This window comes from Vibrio sp. Hal054, assembly GCF_037162405.1.
Taxonomy (GTDB): Bacteria; Pseudomonadota; Gammaproteobacteria; order Enterobacterales; family Vibrionaceae; genus Vibrio; species Vibrio diazotrophicus.
Genome location: NZ_JARLUT010000001.1, coordinates 879,064 through 899,859, shown reverse-complemented (window position 1 = coordinate 899,859; position 20,796 = coordinate 879,064). Strand labels below are relative to the sequence as shown.

The window sequence follows — 20,796 nt, the reverse complement described above, 5'->3', positions numbered from 1 at the left end:
TACCGCTACTGGTTTTTCTGTTAACATCTGCGCCCTTCTTTTTGCTTTTACTTGCGGTAGGTCATGATGAATTGTCGACTTGGATGTGGTGCATGTTGTATTGCTCCTAGCATATCTTCTCCAATTCCGGGTATGCCAAATGGAAAACCTGCCGGTGTACGATGCATTCAATTGAATGACGATAACTTATGTAAGTTGTTTGGCAAGCCGGAGAGACCAAATGTCTGCCACGATTTTAAACCCTGCCCTGTGGTTTGTGGGTCAACCAATCAAGAAGCTCTGCAAAATCTCACCGAGCTCGAACAGTTAACCTAGTTTCAGCCATTTTTAGATCTAAGTACCACTTTTGAAACAGAATAATTTCCCTTTACTCTAAGTGAGTTGCGTTTTTCTACTACGCTTCAGATGTGTCTTTGTTACATATAGGAATGTGACTATGAAGAAATATCTCGCAGAGCTAGTAGGGACATTTTGGTTGGTTCTCGGTGGTTGTGGCAGCGCAGTTTTAGCTGCTGGCTTTCCCGATGTCGGCATTGGCTTACTAGGCGTATCACTCGCTTTTGGTTTAACGGTTCTCACCATGGCATATGCCATAGGTCATATCTCAGGCTGTCACCTAAATCCTGCTGTTACTTTTGGTTTATGGGCTGGCGGTCGATTTGAAAGTAAAGATATTCTCCCTTATGTTCTTGCCCAAGTCATTGGTGGCGTTATTGCTGGCGGCGTGTTGTATGTTATCGCTACAGGTCAAGCCGGTTTTGACATTGGTGCGTCTGGATTTGCCAGCAATGGTTATGGAGAACACTCTCCCGGTGGCTACTCTTTCATGGCTGCTCTGGTGAGCGAGTTGGTTATGACAGGCGTCTTTTTGTTCGTCATCATGGGTGCCACGGACGCTAGAGCCCCGAAAGGTTTTGCACCTATTGCTATCGGCTTGTGTCTGACCCTCATTCACTTAATTAGTATTCCGGTAACGAATACTTCCGTGAACCCAGCTCGAAGCACTGGTGTGGCTGTATTTGTCGGTGACTGGGCGATGTCGCAGTTGTGGCTGTTCTGGGTAGCGCCTATTGTGGGCGGAATGATCGGAGCGATTATCTATAAGATTGTGGATGGCGAAATAAAAGAGATCGATTGAAGATAAACAAAAGCCGCTGTGGCAAGCAGCGGCTCTGGATGCTAAAGCGCATGTTAGGAAAGCCTTTGGCGACCTAATAAAGAGTGCGACAAGGTAGTGCCATCAACCAGCTCTAATTCACCACCAACAGGTACACCATGGGCAATACGACTTGCCGAGACTTGATGTTCACGGCATAGCTCAGCAATATAGTGCGCTGTCGCTTCGCCTTCTACCGTCGGGTTGGTTGCTAAAATAACTTCGCTGATCCCGCCTTTTTGAAGACGGAAATCCAGAACATCTAATCCAATATCACTTGGGCCTATGCCATCAAGTGGAGACAAGTGCCCCATCAAAACAAAGTAACGTCCCGAAAACTGGCCTGTTGCTTCTAAAGCAGCAATGTCTGCTGGGCTTTCAACCACACAAAGTTGGCCGTTTTCCTGACGTTTAGGGTTGTTACAGATATGACAAGTTTCTTCTTCAGTGAATGTTCGGCATTGGCTGCAATGGCCAATATCCACCATTGCCTGACCAAGAGCTTCAGCGAGAAGTAACCCACCTTTTCTGTCGCGCTGTAACAAATGAAAGGCCATACGTTGGGCAGACTTGGGACCAACCCCAGGCAGACAACGTAAGGCCTCCATCAAATGCTCCAGCATATGACTGGTACGCATCAATCACCTACTTTTTAGAAAGGCATCTTCATGCCTGGTGGTAGTTGCATACCGCCAGTAACTGCAGCCATTTTCTCTTTTGATGCTTCTTCAATACGACGAGCAGCATCGTTAAACGCAGCTGCAATCAAATCTTCCAGCATTTCTTTGTCGTCTTCCATCAAACTTTCATCGATGTCAACACGGCGAACACTGTGGCTACCAGTGATTGTAACTTTTACCAAACCTGCACCAGATTCACCGGTGATTTCCATGTTTGCGATTTCTTCTTGCATCTTTTGCATGCGATCTTGCATTTGTTGGGCTTGCTTCATTAAGTTGCCCATTCCGCCTTTACCAAACATCTTTATCTCTCTGGTTTTATCTTTGATTGTTTCACATACAGTGGGGATAAAAGATTAAAATCTCAACCCCACCGTTTCGGTTAAATTGGTCTTACGCTGTCTTTATCAAGTTCGGCGCTAAAGCGACGCTCAATAAATTGTACATTAGGATCTGTCGATAGTTGGCTCATGGCATGAGAAAGTTTCTCTTGGTACAGCCTTTCGCGCAGTTCGAGCGGTGTTTCACCTTCTTCGCCTAAAGAGACCGAAAGTACACACTCTTCACCTAATTTTGCGTTAAGCGCTTGTAGCAGCTCGCTTTGAGCTTTATCCGTATTCAGGTGAGCATGGCTGGAGCGCAATAGCAGCTCGATAACATTACCCTGTTTCTTATACACAGAGTTAAGCGCCAGTTGCTCAACAAGCTTCGCCGTTTCTAAGCTTTGAATCAAACTCGCCCATTCATTTTGAGCGCAAGCTTCATCAATAAGCTTAGCGGTCATCTCTGGTGTTTTTTCATGCTCCAGAGACTTTTTAATTTGAGTCGGTGTCAGTTCTTTTTTTACTTCAACTTCAGCAACTGGCTGAGTTGGACGCCATTGATATGCTTCTTGATCTTCAGGTTCGTTGCTCTCATACGCTGGCGACATCGGCGAAGCGTTTTGAGCACGTTGTGCCACTCGCTCTAACACCGAAGTAGGTTTTGCAGATGCCGCTTCAGACTTTTTTGATCCGTGACCAGTGTTTCCTTGACCAGAATTTCCTTGCTGATTCAAACCTTCACGCTGTGAACGCAACTGATGTCTTAACCCAGTTAAAGGCGAAGATGTTTTGCGTTCTTGCTGAGGCGATTCTGCAACAGTTTGCTCTTCTTCTGGAACATAAGGTTCAGGTTGAGAAACAGGATTCATCGGCGCCTGTTGGACATCACGCGGCGCGTTATATTGCTCGGCATGATTCTGAGCAGGTTGACTCTGAACTGGCGCTGATTGTGGCACAGTTTGAGCCGGAGCCGCTGAATGTTGCGGAGCACTTGGTGCTACAGGAGCCGAAGGGGCAACATGAGGTCTCGGAGCTACAGCTGCTTGAGCAGCTGGCTGAGCTACTGTTGCTGGTGTTGCAGGTTCACTTTGCGTCGATATCGCTGAGGTCAACGACACTTGAGATGGTCTGAATGCCATCATCCTCAAAGCGATCATTTCCATACCGATACGCCCAGTCGGCGAAGCAGCAAGGTCAGCTCTGCCTTTCAACGCAATTTGATAGTAAAGCTGAACATCCTGAGGTGTCAGAGACTTCGCTAACCATTCAATTTTCTCAGCATCTGGAGCCGATTTATCTAAGCTTGCAGGTAGTGCCTGAAACATGGCGACGCGGTGCAATTGGCTCGCCAACTGCTGAAGCAGTCCATCCCATTCAACACCATTCTGCGCAAATGTCTCAATCGATTCCATTACCATTTGAGGTTGTTTGGAGCTGATTGATTGCAACAGATGTAACGCTTGGTCAGTATCAAGTGTACCTAACATGTGCGACACAATATCGTTGCCCACATGATTGTTACCCAGCGCAATCGCCTGATCGGTTAAGCTTAACGCGTCACGCATACTGCCATCAGCGGCATGAGCAATCAGACCTAACGCCTTGTGCTCAAATGCGACACTTTCTTCAGTAAGAACATGCTCAAGCTGCTGCTGGATATTTTCGATACTGATCGGCTTTAGATGAAACTGAAGACAACGAGATAAAATCGTCATCGGCAGCTTCTGAGGGTCGGTGGTCGCAAGCAGGAATTTCACATACTCAGGCGGTTCTTCCAACGTTTTCAATAATGCATTGAAACTGTGGCGCGACAGCATGTGAACTTCGTCTATCAGATAAACCTTAAAGCGACCACGCGCTGGCTTATACTGGACGTTATCGAGAAGCTCACGAGTATCTTCAACTTTGGTGCGCGACGCCGCATCGATTTCTAGTAAATCAACAAAACGTCCCTGGTCAATTTCTTTACAGGTTGCACACTCGCCACAAGGCGTTGATGTAATTCCTGTTTCGCAATTGAGCCCTTTTGCAAAAAGTCGTCCAATCGTCGTTTTACCTACACCACGTGTACCACTGAACAGGTACGCATGGTGAAGTTGATTGTGAGCCAAAGCATTTTCTAAAGCTGTTAATACATGGGCTTGCCCTACCACTTCTTTAAACTTGGTAGGACGCCATTTACGCGCTAAGGCAAGATAACTCATGAAACCTTCCGTTGTAGATGTTTATACCTAATTAGTCTATTCAGCCACTGGACTGTTAGAAACCAAACTGTCCGACAACTGAAAAGGTATTAGTGGCCTTCAAATTCACAAATGCTGTAAACGTTTAAGCCTAAACCTTCTAAACGCTTGTCACCACCAATTTCTGGTAGGTTGATAACAAATGCTGCGTGTTCTACTTCACCGCCAAGTTGGCGAATCAGAAGAGTTGTCGCTTCAATAGTACCGCCTGTCGCGAGCAGGTCATCAACAACAAGTACTTTGTCGCCAGATTTAATAGCATCGACATGAATTTCCAGTACATCTGTACCGTATTCCAATTCATAAGATTGAGCGATGGTTTGGCGAGGAAGTTTACCCGGCTTACGCACTGGTACAAAACCTACGCCTAGTTCTAGAGCCAGTGGTGCACCGAAAAGGAAACCACGAGCTTCTGTACCTACAACCTTGGTAAATCCCATATCCTTGTACTTATCAACCAATAACTGAATAGTTGCTTGATATGCTTGAGCATCTTCCAACAGACTCGTTACGTCACGGAACAAGATTCCTGGCTTTGGATAGTCTTGAATTGATTTGATGCTTGATTTGATCAGTGAAAGAGTTTCGGTTGTCATAACTAAATTAACTTCGGTTCATTCAGTACAAGAATCTATGTACTGGTATTAAAATTCCGGCACACCCTAAATTAATATTTCATAGCGCCGAAAAAACAAACGCCCACTACGAAGAGTGGGCACACTTCCCGCTAATGCTAGTGATTTTCTTGCTGGTTAGCAACCAGCTCGTAGGTAGGTATGCGCTGAAACCCAGTGATCAATACCACAAGCCCAAAAAACAGTAGAAGTTTTAACCAAATATGAGGCACAAACCAGATAGAGAATGCAAAACTGGCAACGATAAATAGGGTTCCCCGAATCTTCACTTTTCTGGAAACCGCTCGATTCTGATGCCAATTTTCTAAAATGGGGCCGAATAAGGCGTGTTGATGCAACCAAGTGTGAAAGCGTGGGCTTCCTCTGACAAAGCAAGCACTGGCTAACAGGATAAATGGTGTGGTTGGTAGCAAAGGAAGGATGATGCCCAGAATGCCTAGGCATACACTCACAGCACCAACAATATTATAGGTGTACCGACGAATACTGATGGTGAAACCTCTGAATAGTTAGAAACCCTCGTATCCACTAAATACGCGAATCCAAGTTAATGTTGCTGGAAGCGTTGGGATCAATAGGGCTGCAATAAAACCTAAAAAATATAAAACGTTATATGGTTCTTTAAAATCTTTATCTGCCATGGGTACGTCTCTGAGCTTGTGTGTTGAGTCTTGTTATTGCATCTCGTTAATGACAAGTAAACGAATTGATGCATCATTGTTTTCGGCGCAGACTATACCTTAAACAATTCAACTTAAACACAGAGTAATTGTGTGGTTATTGGCAGGCAGATACAAGGCTCACACTATGTATAAGTGTAAACTGAAATTACTAAGTGTAAGTGCCGAAGCCTTATGCTTCGGCACCACGATGAATATCAAGAGAAAAACTACTTACCCCAATCTTACCCAAAGAAAGCTGGCATCCTCCGTGAATCAGAAGATCTTTGGTAATAAAATTTTTCATGCAATTTTCACCAAGATTCACACCAGCAGAAATATGTTGCGTCATGTAACCATTTGACCACTGGCTATCTAACCCTGCGGGCAAAATGGACAGTGTGCCGTCCGTTAAGTCTGCCAGACCAAACAGCGCCGACACTGGTTGCGCGCAAGGCGAGCACTCTAGCCCTTTTTCTAAGATGTCAGCCAAGTCTTTGAGATCCGCGCTGAAACTGCGCAGGTTACGCAGGTAGTCATGAAATAGTGCTCTCACCAATAATGTACTGGCAACGTTGTCTTCATCGTTCGTGGCTGAGTCAACCAAATAGAAAGCAAACTGACCATTCATCAGCCACGCATAGTCAAAGACTAACGGCATTGTATCCGTAGACTGAAGAAGGCGATAACTGCACTTCCATACACCCTGTGAAGTGTCGTTTTCAGGCAGCAAAGCGTGCAACAAATCACGGGCTGCATTTGGGTTTGAACGTAGAAAGTCCAGATGCCAATGCAACTCTTGCTCTTCAGGCACATCGCCACCGCCGTCAACACGGAACCATTGGCTGGAAAAATCACGTTGGTCAACAATGTGGTTGTTGGAATCTTCTAAAGTGCTTTCTATTGCACAACCTAAGTGAGCATGGTTACCAATCGGCTTCGCCAGAAAATCTTTAATCCCATAACGTAAGGCTTTTGCCACATCCGACATTTCATCAGTTGCTGAAACAACGATCAATGGTAACGATGGGTACTCTAAACTGACTTCTTCCACAAACTCTATGCCGTCTAACACAGGCATAGACAAGTCACACAGGACCAAATCAGGCTCAACGGTTCTTAGCTTTCTAAGTCCATCCAAACCATTCTCGGCCTCCATCACTTCATAACCCTGTGCCGACAAATAGCCACTCGTAATACGTCTAAAAATGGGGTCATCATCAACCAACATGATTAGCTTCTTGTGTACAGACTCCGCCATCGGTTGCGGATCCATACGTGGATGAGTTTTGTACATAGCCTAACCCCACTATGCGTTTGTTATATGCAATGACGTTGACTTCAAAGCAGGTGAATTCGTTATTTAAAAAGTAGTCAGTAAAAAGGATTTATACAAATATTCCACTTTCAGGTCTAGTTGCATACTATATGTACGCAATGTCTCAAAATCGTCAAACAAGTTGACATGACTCAACCTTTGCTTTCAGATATCCGTATAAGTTAAGCAAATTCGTAAAATAATGTGTCAGGAAAAATGAAACTAGACGATCTAAATCTCTTTCGACTGGTGGTCGAGAATGGAAGTTACACGGCAACTTCTCGCAAAACGATGATTCCAGTTGCTACGATCACTCGACGCATTCAAGCACTCGAAGACTCATTGAATTTGAGACTTCTTAATCGCCACGCTCGTAAACTCTCTCTTACAGAAGCTGGAGAGCGTTTCTTCAAAGATTGCTCTCCTCTCTTACACCGTTTGGCTTCAATGGCGGAAGAGATCACTGACGAGTGCCGTGGCGCATCTGGCAAACTTAAGATCTCTTCACCTTCAAACCTGACTAAGCGTTTAATGATGCCGATGTTCAATGAGTTTATGAAGCAGTACCCAGAAATTAATATTGAACTGACGACTAGCAATCAAGCAGACCAACTTGATCCAACGGAGTGGGATGTCATTTTCAGAATTGGCCCACAACGCGACTCAAGCTTAATTGCCCGCAAAATCAGTGAAGTAAAAGATATTTTGGTTGCAAGCCCGACTTATTTAGCTAAGAACCCTGCTCCTAAACATGCGGAAGAGCTGAGCCGACATTCACTGCTTAAAGGACATCCTTTACTTAAATGGCAACTCACCAACACCGAAGGTGAAACGGTTATTAACTTAGATAAAGGTCGTTTCCAAGCCAACACTCTAGATGTGGTTCGTATTGCTTGCTCTGAGGGGTTAGGTATTACCCTGATGCCGAACGTCATGATTACCGAATACATTGCCGAAGGCAGTCTAGTTCGAGTACTTGACCAGTGGAGTGCGAATCCGCGCGATATCTATATGCTGTATAACCATAAAGACCACCTTCCAGAAAAAGTGCGTCTCTTTATCGATTTTGTTATCGCCTACCACTTGCATTAAAACACTTGCATTAAAAAAGGGCCGAATGGCCCTTTTTGCTTATCTCTACTTTCTGTTATTAAAGATTAAAGATTAAAGAAACTCGACAAACTTACTGAGTTCACGCTCAGGCACTTTCATCGTACTCCCTTCTGGAGTCCCCAGATAAAGGAAACCGACTACGTGATCTTCCCCTTGCAAACCAAAAGCGCTTCGCACTTCAGGATGGAACATTAGATTGCCTGAACGCCATATTCCCTGAAAACCTTGTGCAACTGCAGCCATTTGCATCGCTTGCACAGCGCAACCCGCAGACAAGTGCTGTTCAAACGCAGGCACTTTTTCATGCGGCGTCACTTTGGCAATCACAGTAATTACCATAGGAGCTCGGAAAGGCGCATTTTTCATCTTAGTTACCGCGGCTTCATCATTGTTATCAGCAATCGCGGCTTTAACCAAAACATCCGAAAGTTTATGAAGACCACTCCCCTGCGCAATAACAAAACGCCAAGGGGTCAGGTTTGCGTGATCCGGTGCGCGTAACCCAGCACGGATAATGTTTTCCAAAGCTTTGCCTTCTGGAGCCGGAGCAACAAGCTTGGCCATAGAGCGGCGATTGAGCAGCAGTTCAAGAGCATCCATGATAAGTCCTTCTTAAGTGCTTAATTTGTTGAAGATATAAATTTAAACCAATCCTAGCATAGAAATTTTTATTCTCATCAATGCAAAAAGTGAGGTTTTCACCTCACTTTCTGTTTTTGCTTCGCCGACGTTGTTTTCCTTCTTATAAATAGAAGGTCTATAGATAGAAGACGTTATGAATAAAAAGTCTCACCAACTCCTGCGCGAGTTAGCAAACCATCACAAGGCGCAAATCTGTCGCCATATTTTTCGGCATGCTTATTCATCATTTCCACCAGCTTAGGAAGACCGATATGGTCCATATAGCGGAAAGGTCCACCTAAAAACGGAGGGAAACCAATACCGAATATAGCGCCAATATCACCATCTCTTGGACTGCGAATGATGCCTTCATCTAAACAGCGTACTGCTTCATTTAACATCGGCAACATGCAGCGCAATGATATTTCACTCTCACTGAGATGAGACTCTGGTTTCAAATTCAGTAGCTTATAGACTGATTTATCGACTTCTTTTTTCTTACTGCCTTTATAGATATAGAAGCCTTTGCCAGACTTACGACCTTTACGGTTGTCGTTAAGCAACTTGTCGAAAACCTCTGGGCCTTGGAAACGAGGGCCAAGTTCTTTAACCAATATCGGAATAATTTTCGCGCCAATATCGATACCAACTTCATCCAACAAGGTAATAGGTCCGACAGGGAACCCTGCGTTTAGCAGCGCAGTATCAATCTCTTCTATCGGCACACCTGCCATTAGAATTTGTGCTGACTCATTCATGTAAGGAGCAAGAATACGGTTAACGTAAAAGCCTGCTTTATCTTTAACGACAATCGGTGTCTTACCCTGTTTGCGAGCAAGTGCCACTACAGTTGATACTGTTTCATCGGAAGTAGTTGCATGCGGTATCACCTCAACCAAAGGCATCTTTTCAACCGGGCTAAAGTAATGCAAACCAACCACATTTTCAGGGCGAGCTGCTTTTTCAGCGATTTGATGAATCGGTAACGAGGATGTATTGGTCGCAAAAATTGTTGTTGGCTTAGCATGAGTTTCAATGTCTGAAACCATGGATTGTTTGAGCTCCAAGTCTTCAAACACCGCTTCTATCACCACATCAGTCAAGTTGAACGCGGTAAAGTCAGTGCCTCCAGACAACTTCATCATCTCGTGCTGAACCTGAGCTTTGCTCAGAATACGGCGCTTACGCTGCTTCTCGAACAATCCGTAGTTGTATTTGAGTGCATTGAGCACTCCATCATTCGAGACATCTTTAATGCGAACTGGCACTTTAGCTTTTGATGCGCTGACGTGGCTGATACCCGCACCCATCAAACCGCCACCTAATACACCCACTCGCTCGACTTTTCTTGGCTCAGCATCGCTACCGTTTTCTTTCTTCATTTCTGTAGTCGCAAAGAAGATAGAACGCAGAGCTTTCGATTCGGACGTCATCACTAACTCACCAAATCTTTCCGCTTCTAACTGAAGCCCTGCTTTCATGCCTTTTTCTAAGCCAAATTGAATGACTTCCAATATCGCTTTCGCCGCAGGATAGTTACCGCGCGTCTTTTGTTCCGTCTTCTTAGAGGCCTGTTCGAACACAAACTTACGGCCAAACTGAGTTCGCGAAATCAGTCTTTCTTTCGTCGTCAGTTTGCCTTTGCTGCGTTTTTTACTCTTCTCATTCACAAAACGCTTTGCAACATCCAACAAAACACTGTTTGGCACGCAAGCATCAACAACACCTAGCTTTTTCGCTTTCGCTGCACGTAATTGTTTACCTGTAAGAATCAGATCTAGTGATGGCAGTAAGCCAATCAGTCGAGGCAAACGTTGTGTACCGCCAGATCCTGGAAGTAAACCCAACATCACTTCTGGCAGGCCCAAACGTGTTTTGTCATCATCGCTACACACACGGTAATCACACGCTAAAGCAAGCTCTAAACCGCCACCTAAACATGGGCCATGAATCGCAGCGATAACAGGAAATGGGAGATCCGACAGTTGCTGGAACATCTGTTGACCTTGGGTCGCCAACTCCTGCGCTTCTTTTGCAGAAGTGCAAGAATCCAACATTCGAACATCGGCGCCAGCAATAAAGTTGTCTGGCTTCAAAGAGTGGATGATCAGACCTTTTACTTGATTCTTTGACTGATTCAGTTCCGTGAACACCTCTTGCATTTCCGCGGCAAACGCAGATTGCAGAGTATTCATTTTCTCTCCCGGAACATCGATGGCAAGCCAAGCAATACTGTCTTCATCAATTCTAAGATGGAACGCTTTCGACTCACTCATTACTCAACCTCCAAAATCATAGCTGCACCCAGTCCGCCTGCGGCACACGCCGTATTCAATGCAAGACCACCACCACGGCGTTTTAACTCTCGAAGTGTTTGAGTGATCATCCGTGCACCTGTCGCCGCAAATGGGTGACCATAGGCAATGGATCCACCAAGCACGTTAAATTTATCCATGTCTACTTCACCAATCGCTTGGCTACGCCCCAACACTTCTTGGGCAAATTTATCGCTGGCAAACATTTTTAAGTTCGCCAAAGTCTGAGCAGCAAAAGCTTCGTGCATATCAATCAAGGTAAGATCCGAAAGCGTAATGCCTGCTCTATCTAACGCGATAGGCGTTGCATGGGATGGCCCCATAAGCATGTCTTGTTGAACACCAATAGCGGAAAACGCGTAAGAACGGATGTAACCCATAATCTCCAGCCCCAACTCTTTCGCTTTACCTTCACGCATCAAGATAATGGCTGCTGCGCCGTCAGTAAGAGGAGTACTGTTGGCTGCGGTTACTGTGCCATATTGACGGTCAAAGGCAGGACGCAATTTGGCGTACCCTTCCAAAGTCGAATCATGGCGAATGTTGTTGTCTTGTTCGATCCACTTTCTATAAGGTTCAGGAAAAGCAGTCATTACTTCGCCCTGAATTTTGCCTTCACTCCAAGCAGTTGAAGCGAGTGTATGTGAGCGATGTGCCAATGCATCTTGATCAGCGCGAGAAATCCCGTGGGTTTTTGCCATTTGCTCGGCGGTTTGTCCCATGGAAAGCCCAGTTGAATACTCCGCAACGGCTGGCGGTACAGGCATTAAGTCTTTGAGCGATAGTGATTTCAGTACTTTGAGTTTTTGGCCGATTGTTTTGGTTTTACTTAATGCCAATAAACTCGCTGCTAAATTTCTTGAAACGCCAATTGGCAGTACCGATGAAGAATCCGCACCACCCGCAATACCGATGTCGATCGTGCCAGCCATAATACTTTCTGCAACGTTCACTGCTGATTGAAAGCTGGTTGCACATGCTCTCGTCACACTGTAAGCATCCGTATTAATATCCATACCGGTACCAAGTACAATTTCTCGCGCAATATTTGGCGCCGCTGGCATTTGAACAACTTGCCCAAACACAACCTGTTCGATCAACTTGGGATCGATATTCGTACGAGCAAGTAATTCACTTACTACCATCTTTCCAAGATCAACAGCGGGAACTTGGCTGAACTCTGTACTTTGGCGTGCAAAAGGGGTTCTTAGACCTGCGACGATAGCGACACGTTCACCCGAACGCGTTTTGACTTCCTGTTTGCCCATTATCTGTTTACCCATTACTTTTCCTTAGAATAAGAGGTCTGACCTGCTCATTGTAACGAGATTGTTAATACAATCAAACAAGCGTTTAGAAAACGTGATATCAGCAGCGAAACAAGTATTCCTGCTTAAGCTCTGCTAACCTTTATATCAGCTTGTCTTGAATGGTTTACAAGTGATTGAGAGAGAAGTGATTGAAGAAAGAAAGGAAATAAATATTTTCAAAAAGCAGAATTGAAAGCAAAAAAAAACCACACAAATCTGTGTGGTCGGAATATATAGTAAAACAATTAACTTACGCCAATTGAAAATAATCAGTTTCCTGATTAGGAGAAAGTAAAGTCAGCCTTCAAAAGGAAGTGTCATCTTGCTCAACATGCTAGCCACAAGGACTAACTAGATGACGTGAACAACTATAACTGCTCCTGAGCAACAGATTTTGAAATAGATCAATTTTAATGTGATTTATTGAGCAGAACGAAATTAATTTCGCTGAAAAGTTGTTTTGAGCATAATTTTCCACATCAATGCTAAAACATCGTTACCCAAAAGAGCCTGAAAGCCCATTTCAGTTGCTAAGTGCTCACCTTAGTTTCGAATTTGGAATGAATTGAAATATCACACTACGAAGCCACCGGAGACTCGAGTGTCAATAATTAAAATATTTGGAAAGAAATCGGCTAACCATCCGGTCAATAACGGTATGGATAGACAAAGAAAATACGAAGCGCTTGTGCGCGCTTATCACACCGATCTCTATCGCTACGCTTATTGGTTATGCAAAGACCAAAGTGTGGCCGAAGATTTGGTGCAAGAAACTTGCTTACGAGCTTGGAAATCACTCGAAAGCTTGCAAGATGAAAAAGCCGCTAAGTCTTGGCTCATTACCATACTGAGGCGAGAGAATGCGCGCCGCTTTGAGCGCAAACAGTTTGATTTAGTAGATATTGAGACACACGGAAATGAAGCAAAGATTTCAGACGATGCTCACCACCAGAGAGAATGGTTACAAAAACAAATCATGAAATTGGAAGATGAGTATCGCGAACCACTGTTTTTACAGATCATTGGCGGTTTTAGCGGTGAAGAGATAAGCGAGATTCTCGAGCTCAACCAAAATACCGTCATGACTCGACTTTTCCGAGCTCGTAATCAATTAAAGGAAATGTTGGATTCTTCCGAAAACTTTAGAGGGCAGCAAAATGGATGATTTAGAATTTCGCCGCCGCGTGATGTCGGAACCGAAACAGAAAAACAGTGAGTACGCTGATGCGTTAACCAAGGAGGCTAACCAAAAGTTCTTGGATGATGTGTTAAAGCTCGACGCACAAATTACTGATGCAATGAAGGTTGATGTACCTGAAGGGTTAGCCGATAGAATTTTATTCAATCAAAGTTCTCACGCGGATAATGTAACTACCGTTAACTTTGCTCGTAAAGCAATGGCAATGGCGGCATCTATCGCCTTTGCATTCGGTTTGGTCGCAGGACAAGTTAACTGGGGGAAACTTATCGTTCCACCAGCACAGGCAAGTTTGGTTGATATTGCCATTAAACATGTGGTCGATGAAGAAGGCTTTGTGTCAAATATTGACGAACAAGTCAGCTCTAGACAGATCAATGCAAAATTACAGCCTTTTGCCTATAAGTTCACCGAGAACTTCCCGTACCATGTTTACTACCTAAATCACTGCGGATTTGGACAATCTAACGCTTTGCATATGGTTTTCCAAGGTGATAGCGGCAAAGTTACACTGTTTCTTGCAGGCGTTAAGAGCGATATTAGCGGACACTTTGATAAAGATGGAATGTCTGGAATGGTCGAGTCAATCGGCGATAAAAGTCTAATTATCGTTGGTAACAGTAGTGAAAACATCCGTAAAATTGCAGATAACCTCCTACCTTTACTAAGCCCTCAAAAATAACCAACCTGAATAGACAATAAACCCACCAATAGTGTGGGTTTATTGCACTTTTACTAGAGTTAAAGCTCTAATAAATCATTATTTCTTACAAATTCATGTCAGTTATCCACCATTTCTGCAATTTTCTCGTCCAATTAGACAATGGTCGGATTTCTATATTGTAGACTAGGTACTAGGATCAGCCCCAACTGAGCAATTGCTCAAAAAAGCCCACTAGAGGCTATACAAAAAAGGAAAAACACATGAACAAGACGCGTCTGTTTAAACGTTCACTGTTAGCAGTGACAGTAACACTAGCTACGCAGCAAGCAATGGCTGCTGGCTTCCAGCTCAACGCTCAATCAGCAACTGGCCTAGGCCGTGCATTTGCTGGTGATGCCGTAATCGCAGATAACGCTTCAGTAATGGCGCGTAACCCTGCAGCGATGGCACTATTCGACAAAATGGAACTTTCTCTAGGTTTCGAGTCGATTACGACCATGATCGAAGTGAAAGATGCTAGCTATGGTACACAAGCTGGTTCATTTCCAGTAGGTGACACTGATGATGTAGGTAGTACTTCAGTAGCACCAAACATTCACTTAGTTGTTCCGGTAAACGACAAGTTTGCTTGGGGTGTGAATGCTTACACTAACTTTGGTACCAAAACAGAATTTTCTGACAATTATACTGCTACTGAATACGGCGGTCTTACTGATGTTAAAAGCTTTAACTTTGGTTTAGCTGGTTCATACAGAGTAAATGATCAACTAAGCTTTGGTGCTGGCCTAGACTTAATATATGGTCAAGGAACTATGAAACGAACAGCTGGTGCTGCATTCGGTTCATTTAAAGGCGCAAGCGTTATCAATGTAGACAAAGCTGATGGTTGGGCTGTTGGCTTTAACCTTGGTACAGTCTACGAGTTAGATGAAAATAACCGCTTTGGTTTTGGCTACCATTACAGCCCAGAGTTTGAGGCTGAAGATGACTATGGCCAAAAAATCACTCTACCACTTCCTGATATCGCAGAATTTTCTGGTTTCCACAAAATTGAAGATACGTCATTTGCTGTACACTATAGCGTTCAGTGGATCGGCTGGAGTGCATTCGACAAGATTGACTTTGAAAACTTGAACTCAAGTCGCTCACCTCTTGGCGCACAACTAGCTGCTTCAAACGGTGGTGTTTATTCAAAAGATTACAAGTGGCAAGATGGTTGGCACTATTCTCTTGGTGGTACTTACTACCTAAATAGAGACTGGACTCTACGCGCAGGTTACATGTATGACACAAGTGCTCAGGATTCTGTAACATCAATTTCAGTACCAGACTCAGATCGTCAATGGTTCTCTGCGGGCTTTACTTACGCAATTGATGATGCATCTAACGTAGACTTTGGCTTTACTTATCTACTTGGTAAAGATATCAACGTTAAAGAGAAAACTTCAGCATCTTCAGTTACAGCAACAACTCACGCAGATGCAATCTTAGTAGGCTTACAATACAGCCGTTCTTTCTAATCAATAGTTAGAAACAACACAAACGCTAAAGGGCTGGTTTACCAGCCCTTTTTTACATATTTCCCGAATAATCATTTTTATTTTAAGCGCACAGCTGTGTCTTAAAACCCGCCCTACTCCCTACACGTGTACGCTGAAAATACATTCATAGAGAAAACAAAGCAGTCATATATTTTGCACACCCAATTTTTTTAGCGTTTTATTTTGTATATCAATTAAAAGCTGGATTTCATTTTTCATGGCTGATTTTAGTTCTTAGACTTTACCGTTCAGTTTTTTAAAATTTCAGCGAACATTAAATTAAAATGAAAACAAATAAGACTTTCCTGACTCTAGCGGTGGCTGCTAGTTTGGCTAGCGTACCAACTCTTTCTCATGCTGCAGGTTTTCAACTTGCCGAATACTCAGCAACTGGCCTAGGCCGCGCCTACGCAGGTGAAGCCGCTATGGCAGATAATGCCAGCGCACAATGGCGCAACCCTGCAATGCTTACTTACCTAAACGGTACTCAAGTTTCAACGGGCGCAATTTATGTAAACCCGAATGTTGATGTACATGGAGATGTGACTTTAGGTAACTCTTCACGCAGAGCTGAATCTAATGACTACGCAAACGATGCTGTTATTCCTAACTTTTATCTTTCTCACCAAATCAATGACAAGTTAGTTGCCGGCCTTGCTCTAGGCACAAACTATGGTATGGAGACTGAACTCGGCTCTAACTTCGCAGCCAGTCACTTCGGTGATGAAGCGATGGTAAAAACCATGGAAGCGAATGCCAACCTTGGTTATCAATTGACAGATGCTGTTAGCATCGGTGGTGGTGTTCGTTACGTTATCGGTGAAGGTCACTTTGGTGCTAAATCACCAAAACAGACAGAAGCATTAGGTTTACCTCAAGGCACTACTCTGAAATATATGGAAGGTGAAGATACGGCTTGGGGCTGGCAAGCGGGTGCTGCATGGCAGATCAACCCGAGTAACCGTATTGGCTTAACCTATAAATCAAAAGTTGACCTTAAGCTAACTGGCACAGCGAACATGTATGTTACAGATTACAAGAGTGTAATTAATGATACTGGCTATATGTCTCTTACGATGCCTGCAACAGCCGAAATCGCCAGCTTCCATCAAGTAACGGACAAACTTGCCTTACACGGCAGCATCAACTGGACTGACTGGAGCAGCTTTGAAAAACTTGAAGCACAGTTAGACAAACTTAAAACTGTTATGGTTAAAGAGGAAAACTGGGAAGATAACTACCGTTTCGCTCTCGGCGCGACTTACCAGTTAGATTCAAAGCTTGCTCTACGTAGCGGTGTGGCTTATGACATGGGTGCGGTTAGTGACCAAAACCGAACTATTACGATTCCAGAAACGGATCGTATCTGGTTAAGCATTGGTGCAGGCTACGACGTTACCGAACAGTTCACTGTTGATGCGGGCTTTACTTATATCGTAGCTAAAGATGCTTCAATAAAAGAATCTCGTGGTTATGAGTCAGATAACTCGGCACAAAAAGTTGGTGGACAATTCACAGGTCAAACGACTGGTAGTGTTTGGTTGCTAGGTGTTCAAGCGAGTTACCGCTTCTAAAAGCTATTGTTTCTAGGAGCTATTTGATTACTTAATTAGGCCAGTGCTTACCACTGGCCTCTTTCTTTTAGGAACAATAGAAACTGCTCACTGGCTTCTTCTACTAAATCCAATACCAACTCAAAGCCTTGATCTCCGCCGTAATACGGGTCAGGAATCTCTTCATAGTTCGATTCTCCGTGGCTCAGGAATAAAGACAACTTGTACTGCAATTGCTTTGGGCACATGAGCATAAGATCTTCCAAATTCTCATGATCGGCTGCCAATATGTAGTCAAAATCCTCAAAATCTCTTTTTGTTACTTTGCGAGCTAACATCCCAGAAAATGAATAACCTCTCCGCTCTCCAGCTGCTCTCGCTCGCTTATCCGGAAGCGCCCCTTGGTGATAACCAATTGTACCTGCTGAGTCTACTTCAATATCGACACCTAATTGCTCTGCCTTGCTTCTTAAGACAGCTTCTCCGGTTGGTGAACGACAAATATTCCCCATGCAAACCACTAAAATTTTTGTCATTGTAATTCCTTGTTTTTGGTCTGTGTTTGCCAAAGCATCATTAAGTTATCATAGTCACTAGAATCAGATTGAAAAAGGAATTGTCATGTCTAGCGATGACGTAAAACAAGAGCGCCACAAAGCTCGCCAGCAAAAAGTGAAAGAACAGGTAGATGCGCGAGTCGCAGCCGCTCAGGAAGTGAAAGGGTTATTGTTGGTTATTACTGGTAACGGTAAGGGTAAGTCTACTTCCGGTTTTGGCACTATTGCCCGTGCCGTTGGACACAACAAAAAATGTGCCGTAGCCCAGTTCATTAAAGGAACTTGGGATAATGGCGAACGAAACTTGCTTGAAAAGTTAGGCGTTGAATTCCAAGTCATGGCAACTGGGTTCACTTGGGATACTCAGAATAAAGAAAGCGACACAGCTGCGGCGCAACTTGTATGGCAAGAGTGCAAGCGAATGCTGAAAGATGAATCTATCGATGTCATTTTATTCGACGAACTGACTTACATGGTCAACTACGGCTACATAGAGTTAGACGAAGTGGTTGAAGCACTAAGCCAGCGTCCACATATGCAGTCTGTCATTATTACTGGCCGCGCAGCACACCGAACCTTAATTGAAATGGCCGACACCGTTTCCGAAGTCAAGAATACCAAGCACGCATTTGAAGCAGGAGTTAAAGCTCTGCAAGGTATCGACTGGTAAAGCTCTAGTTGAAGTCATTTTCTTCATATAAAAGAAAGCGAGCGGACATTACACCCACTCGCTTTTTTGTTTATTAGAGGAATCAAGCTAGTTAAACAGACCTTTCAGTAAGCTATCAACCGCTTTCTTAGTATCTTCGTCCTTGATCTTGTCGCTCAATTTCTCGATACCTCGGTCTACTTCTTTTTTCGCTTTCTGTTTAAGTACATCATCAAACACTAGTTTGTATTTAGGCTCTGACCATTTCCCTGAGATGTTGACCGGAATCGTCACATCGCGCAATTCATCAACGTCTTTGCCGCCTTGGCCTTTCAACGAACCCACAACTGAAGTGCTGAGTGTAAAGTCTACCGTTTCATCTAAATAGTTCGCTTTACCCTGCCCTCTGATGCGAAGAGCGGGTGACTGCATATGCAAATCATCGGTCGTGATATTGCCTTTATCAAGCTTGAGCGTCGCTGTCATCGCACTGAAATCGGTTTTCTTAACATGGTCAGCTTCAGTGACATCCCCACCCGTTATTTTGGCGTAGTTAGTACGTAACAAGTGTGCAACGTTGATACCATTAACAGCGCCATCGGCGAAGTTGATTGCAACTGTACCGACAAGGTTCTTTTGGATACCTGTAGGCGTTAAGCTTTTACCCTGTGCGTTAACTTCTATGTTACCTGTGCCTTCAAGCATATCGTTATCAAGCACATCCATTAGCATAGGTTGTACCTTCACACCTTTAACCGATTTCTTCACCGTATAAGTGGCAGGTGTTTTTCTGGTATCCACTAGTGCTGTTGCTGATACTGAACCTTGATACAAGTTGGCAGTAAAAGATTTCAGTGTCACCAAACCTCGGTTCACGACAACATCCGCTTTCACGTTCTGCATTTTCGCATTGTTCGCTTTTAGCTTATCAATCGTGATATCGCCAGCAACGTCGAGTGTTTGCAATGCAGATAGATCAGGCTCCACCTCTTGTTTGCTTGTGGTTGCAGGTTTGGTCTCTGTCGACGCTGGCTTCTCAGAAGCCGTTTCTGAAGAACTTGCTGCAACCGCTTTCTCGTTACCAAGGAAGGCATCCACATCAATATCTGGGCTATGCAGGCTGAATCTTACTTTCGGGATATCCGCCAACGCCACATCGAGTTTGCCGTCAAACTGCAATGCGTTAGCCGTTAACTTCGCAAGAACGACATTGAGCGTGTTTTTGCTGATATCAAAAGCAATATCCGATTGCATGCCAACCTTCATCGGTGACTGAGGTAAAGCTGCGCCCTGCAGATTTGCTTCCAGAGTAAATCCGTTTGCCGCTACTTTAGTGATCTCTTTATTCACAACCAGTGAGCTAGAGCCTTTCGCCTCTAACATCATATCTGCAGCTTTACCTTTTACAGAAAACTCGAGCGCATTTGGCTTATCAAAATCGAAAGTTACCAACGCTAACTTTGCAGACTCAATGTTGTTTGCTTGGTCGCTAAAGCTCGCGTCCACGTTAATATTGCGTAACGCATATTGCGTAAAATCACTCGACAGTTTGACTTCAGCACTGCCTGAAGCTGCAAAGTTCTGCGGATTGTTTTTTTGCTGATCATTGCGTCCTTTTGCAGCGAAGCTCACTAAGGTCCACTTCTCCGCTTCGAACTCATCCACTTTTAACTGAACATCGTAGAGTTTGGTTTGCGTTCCTGCTTTACGATCCTGAATATCCAACAACGCATTGTTGACAGTGACTCCAGCCAGTTGAATTGTCCAATCCTGAACACCGCTTGTTTGCTCTGGAGTTGGAGAAGGGCTTTTGCTTTCTGCTGGTGCTTGAGTGTCAGCAACTTCTTGTGAGGTTTTCGCTTTAGTCAAACTGTCTAAATTCGTTCGGCCATCTTTCAATGTTTCTAAATAAATTTCAGCACCATCAAGCTGAACATTGCCAATAACGAGTTGTTTGTCCAACAGAGGCATCACGGAGACATCCACCCCAACATTGTCCACTTTGAACATATTTGGGTTAGTGAATCCCTGTGGGTTTTTCAGTTCGGTTTTGCCAATTTCAAAGCCAATTGAAGGGAAGAATTTCCAGCCAATGTCGCCTTCAATCATTAAATCTAATCCGGTTTGTTTCTTCGTTTGTTCAACAATTAAAGGCTTGAACTGGTTTGGGTTCACGAATAAAACAAGTGCTGCAACTGCGCCTAAAACGACGACCACAAGTACAGCAACCAAGAGCAACAGTTTTTTCATCTGTTTAATCC

Annotated in this window: 20 protein-coding genes; 8 read left to right on the top strand and 12 right to left on the bottom strand. The window is 44.1% G+C overall.

Annotated features, from left to right (window positions below):
- Window positions 1-66: 66 nt before the first annotated feature.
- On the top strand, window positions 67-315 hold the full coding sequence (locus P4S58_RS04145; protein WP_102969287.1) for a YkgJ family cysteine cluster protein: 249 nt from the start codon (window positions 67-69) through the stop codon (window positions 313-315).
- 121 nt (window positions 316-436) lie between these two features.
- Window positions 437-1,138 carry an aquaporin Z gene (gene aqpZ, locus P4S58_RS04140; protein ID WP_102969286.1) on the top strand — a complete coding sequence of 234 codons (702 nt, stop codon included), beginning with the start codon at window positions 437-439 and terminating at the stop codon, window positions 1,136-1,138.
- 53 nt (window positions 1,139-1,191) lie between these two features.
- On the opposite strand, the gene recR is transcribed toward aqpZ, so the two are convergent.
- The 7 genes from recR to P4S58_RS04105 all read right to left on the bottom strand — a co-directional run bounded on the left by recR (window position 1,192) and on the right by P4S58_RS04105 (window position 6,993).
- Window positions 1,192-1,794 carry a recombination mediator RecR gene (recR, locus tag P4S58_RS04135; RefSeq protein ID WP_042486136.1) on the bottom strand — a complete coding sequence of 201 codons (603 nt, stop codon included), beginning with the start codon at window positions 1,792-1,794 and terminating at the stop codon, window positions 1,192-1,194.
- Between the two features lie 14 nt (window positions 1,795-1,808).
- A complete protein-coding gene (locus P4S58_RS04130; RefSeq protein WP_042486139.1) occupies window positions 1,809-2,138 on the bottom strand; it encodes a YbaB/EbfC family nucleoid-associated protein in 330 nt (109 codons plus the stop codon).
- 80 nt (window positions 2,139-2,218) lie between these two features.
- Window positions 2,219-4,363, bottom strand: coding sequence for a DNA polymerase III subunit gamma/tau (dnaX, locus tag P4S58_RS04125; protein WP_102969285.1), 2,145 nt, complete (start codon window positions 4,361-4,363; stop codon window positions 2,219-2,221).
- Window positions 4,364-4,452: 89 nt separating this feature from the next.
- Complete coding sequence (gene apt / locus P4S58_RS04120; RefSeq protein WP_042486144.1) at window positions 4,453-4,998, bottom strand: adenine phosphoribosyltransferase; 546 nt, start codon at window positions 4,996-4,998, stop codon at window positions 4,453-4,455.
- 137 nt (window positions 4,999-5,135) lie between these two features.
- A complete protein-coding gene (locus tag P4S58_RS04115; RefSeq protein WP_258006776.1) occupies window positions 5,136-5,528 on the bottom strand; it encodes a YbaN family protein in 393 nt (130 codons plus the stop codon).
- Window positions 5,529-5,546: 18 nt separating this feature from the next.
- The gene (locus P4S58_RS04110; RefSeq protein WP_102940142.1) at window positions 5,547-5,678 is read right to left on the bottom strand and encodes a hypothetical protein; all 132 of its coding nucleotides are present in this window, start codon (window positions 5,676-5,678) and stop codon (window positions 5,547-5,549) included.
- Window positions 5,679-5,889: 211 nt separating this feature from the next.
- The gene (locus P4S58_RS04105; protein ID WP_042486149.1) at window positions 5,890-6,993 is read right to left on the bottom strand and encodes a response regulator; all 1,104 of its coding nucleotides are present in this window, start codon (window positions 6,991-6,993) and stop codon (window positions 5,890-5,892) included.
- 237 nt (window positions 6,994-7,230) lie between these two features.
- On the opposite strand from P4S58_RS04105, the gene P4S58_RS04100 reads away from it, so the two are divergent.
- On the top strand, window positions 7,231-8,106 hold the full coding sequence (locus tag P4S58_RS04100; RefSeq protein ID WP_042486152.1) for a LysR family transcriptional regulator: 876 nt from the start codon (window positions 7,231-7,233) through the stop codon (window positions 8,104-8,106).
- A 72-nt stretch (window positions 8,107-8,178) separates the two neighbouring features.
- Here P4S58_RS04100 and P4S58_RS04095 read toward each other — a convergent pair whose 3' ends face one another.
- The 3 genes from P4S58_RS04095 to fadI all read right to left on the bottom strand — a co-directional run bounded on the left by P4S58_RS04095 (window position 8,179) and on the right by fadI (window position 12,331).
- Window positions 8,179-8,727, bottom strand: a complete 549-nt coding sequence (locus P4S58_RS04095) for an NAD(P)H nitroreductase (protein WP_102953804.1) — start codon at window positions 8,725-8,727, stop codon at window positions 8,179-8,181.
- Between the two features lie 173 nt (window positions 8,728-8,900).
- Window positions 8,901-11,024, bottom strand: a complete 2,124-nt coding sequence (gene fadJ, locus P4S58_RS04090) for a fatty acid oxidation complex subunit alpha FadJ (protein ID WP_102969283.1) — start codon at window positions 11,022-11,024, stop codon at window positions 8,901-8,903.
- The gene (fadI, locus tag P4S58_RS04085; RefSeq protein WP_042486261.1) at window positions 11,024-12,331 is read right to left on the bottom strand and encodes an acetyl-CoA C-acyltransferase FadI; all 1,308 of its coding nucleotides are present in this window, start codon (window positions 12,329-12,331) and stop codon (window positions 11,024-11,026) included. The genes fadJ and fadI overlap by 1 nt, the downstream gene beginning before the upstream one ends.
- Before the next feature lie 643 nt (window positions 12,332-12,974).
- Here fadI and P4S58_RS04080 point away from each other — a divergent pair.
- The 4 genes from P4S58_RS04080 to P4S58_RS04065 all read left to right on the top strand — a co-directional run bounded on the left by P4S58_RS04080 (window position 12,975) and on the right by P4S58_RS04065 (window position 17,350).
- The gene (locus P4S58_RS04080) at window positions 12,975-13,538 is read left to right on the top strand and encodes a sigma-70 family RNA polymerase sigma factor (RefSeq protein WP_102969282.1); all 564 of its coding nucleotides are present in this window, start codon (window positions 12,975-12,977) and stop codon (window positions 13,536-13,538) included.
- A complete protein-coding gene (locus P4S58_RS04075) occupies window positions 13,531-14,253 on the top strand; it encodes a DUF3379 family protein (protein ID WP_102962735.1) in 723 nt (240 codons plus the stop codon). The genes P4S58_RS04080 and P4S58_RS04075 overlap by 8 nt, the downstream gene beginning before the upstream one ends.
- A gap of 242 nt (window positions 14,254-14,495) precedes the next feature.
- Window positions 14,496-15,755 (top strand): outer membrane protein transport protein, encoded by a 1,260-nt coding sequence (locus P4S58_RS04070; protein WP_102969281.1) that lies wholly within the window; start codon window positions 14,496-14,498, stop codon window positions 15,753-15,755.
- A 305-nt stretch (window positions 15,756-16,060) separates the two neighbouring features.
- Window positions 16,061-17,350, top strand: coding sequence for an outer membrane protein transport protein (locus P4S58_RS04065; protein ID WP_102969280.1), 1,290 nt, complete (start codon window positions 16,061-16,063; stop codon window positions 17,348-17,350).
- Between the two features lie 47 nt (window positions 17,351-17,397).
- Here the strand turns inward: P4S58_RS04065 and P4S58_RS04060 are convergent, their stop codons facing one another.
- Window positions 17,398-17,865 (bottom strand): low molecular weight protein-tyrosine-phosphatase, encoded by a 468-nt coding sequence (locus P4S58_RS04060; RefSeq protein WP_337162990.1) that lies wholly within the window; start codon window positions 17,863-17,865, stop codon window positions 17,398-17,400.
- Window positions 17,866-17,950: 85 nt separating this feature from the next.
- Here P4S58_RS04060 and cobO point away from each other — a divergent pair, with 85 nt between their 5' ends.
- On the top strand, window positions 17,951-18,556 hold the full coding sequence (cobO, locus tag P4S58_RS04055; protein WP_337162989.1) for a cob(I)yrinic acid a,c-diamide adenosyltransferase: 606 nt from the start codon (window positions 17,951-17,953) through the stop codon (window positions 18,554-18,556).
- 87 nt (window positions 18,557-18,643) lie between these two features.
- On the opposite strand, the gene P4S58_RS04050 is transcribed toward cobO, so the two are convergent.
- The gene (locus tag P4S58_RS04050) at window positions 18,644-20,785 is read right to left on the bottom strand and encodes an AsmA family protein (RefSeq protein ID WP_337162987.1); all 2,142 of its coding nucleotides are present in this window, start codon (window positions 20,783-20,785) and stop codon (window positions 18,644-18,646) included.
- Between the last annotated feature and the right edge of the window lie 11 nt (window positions 20,786-20,796).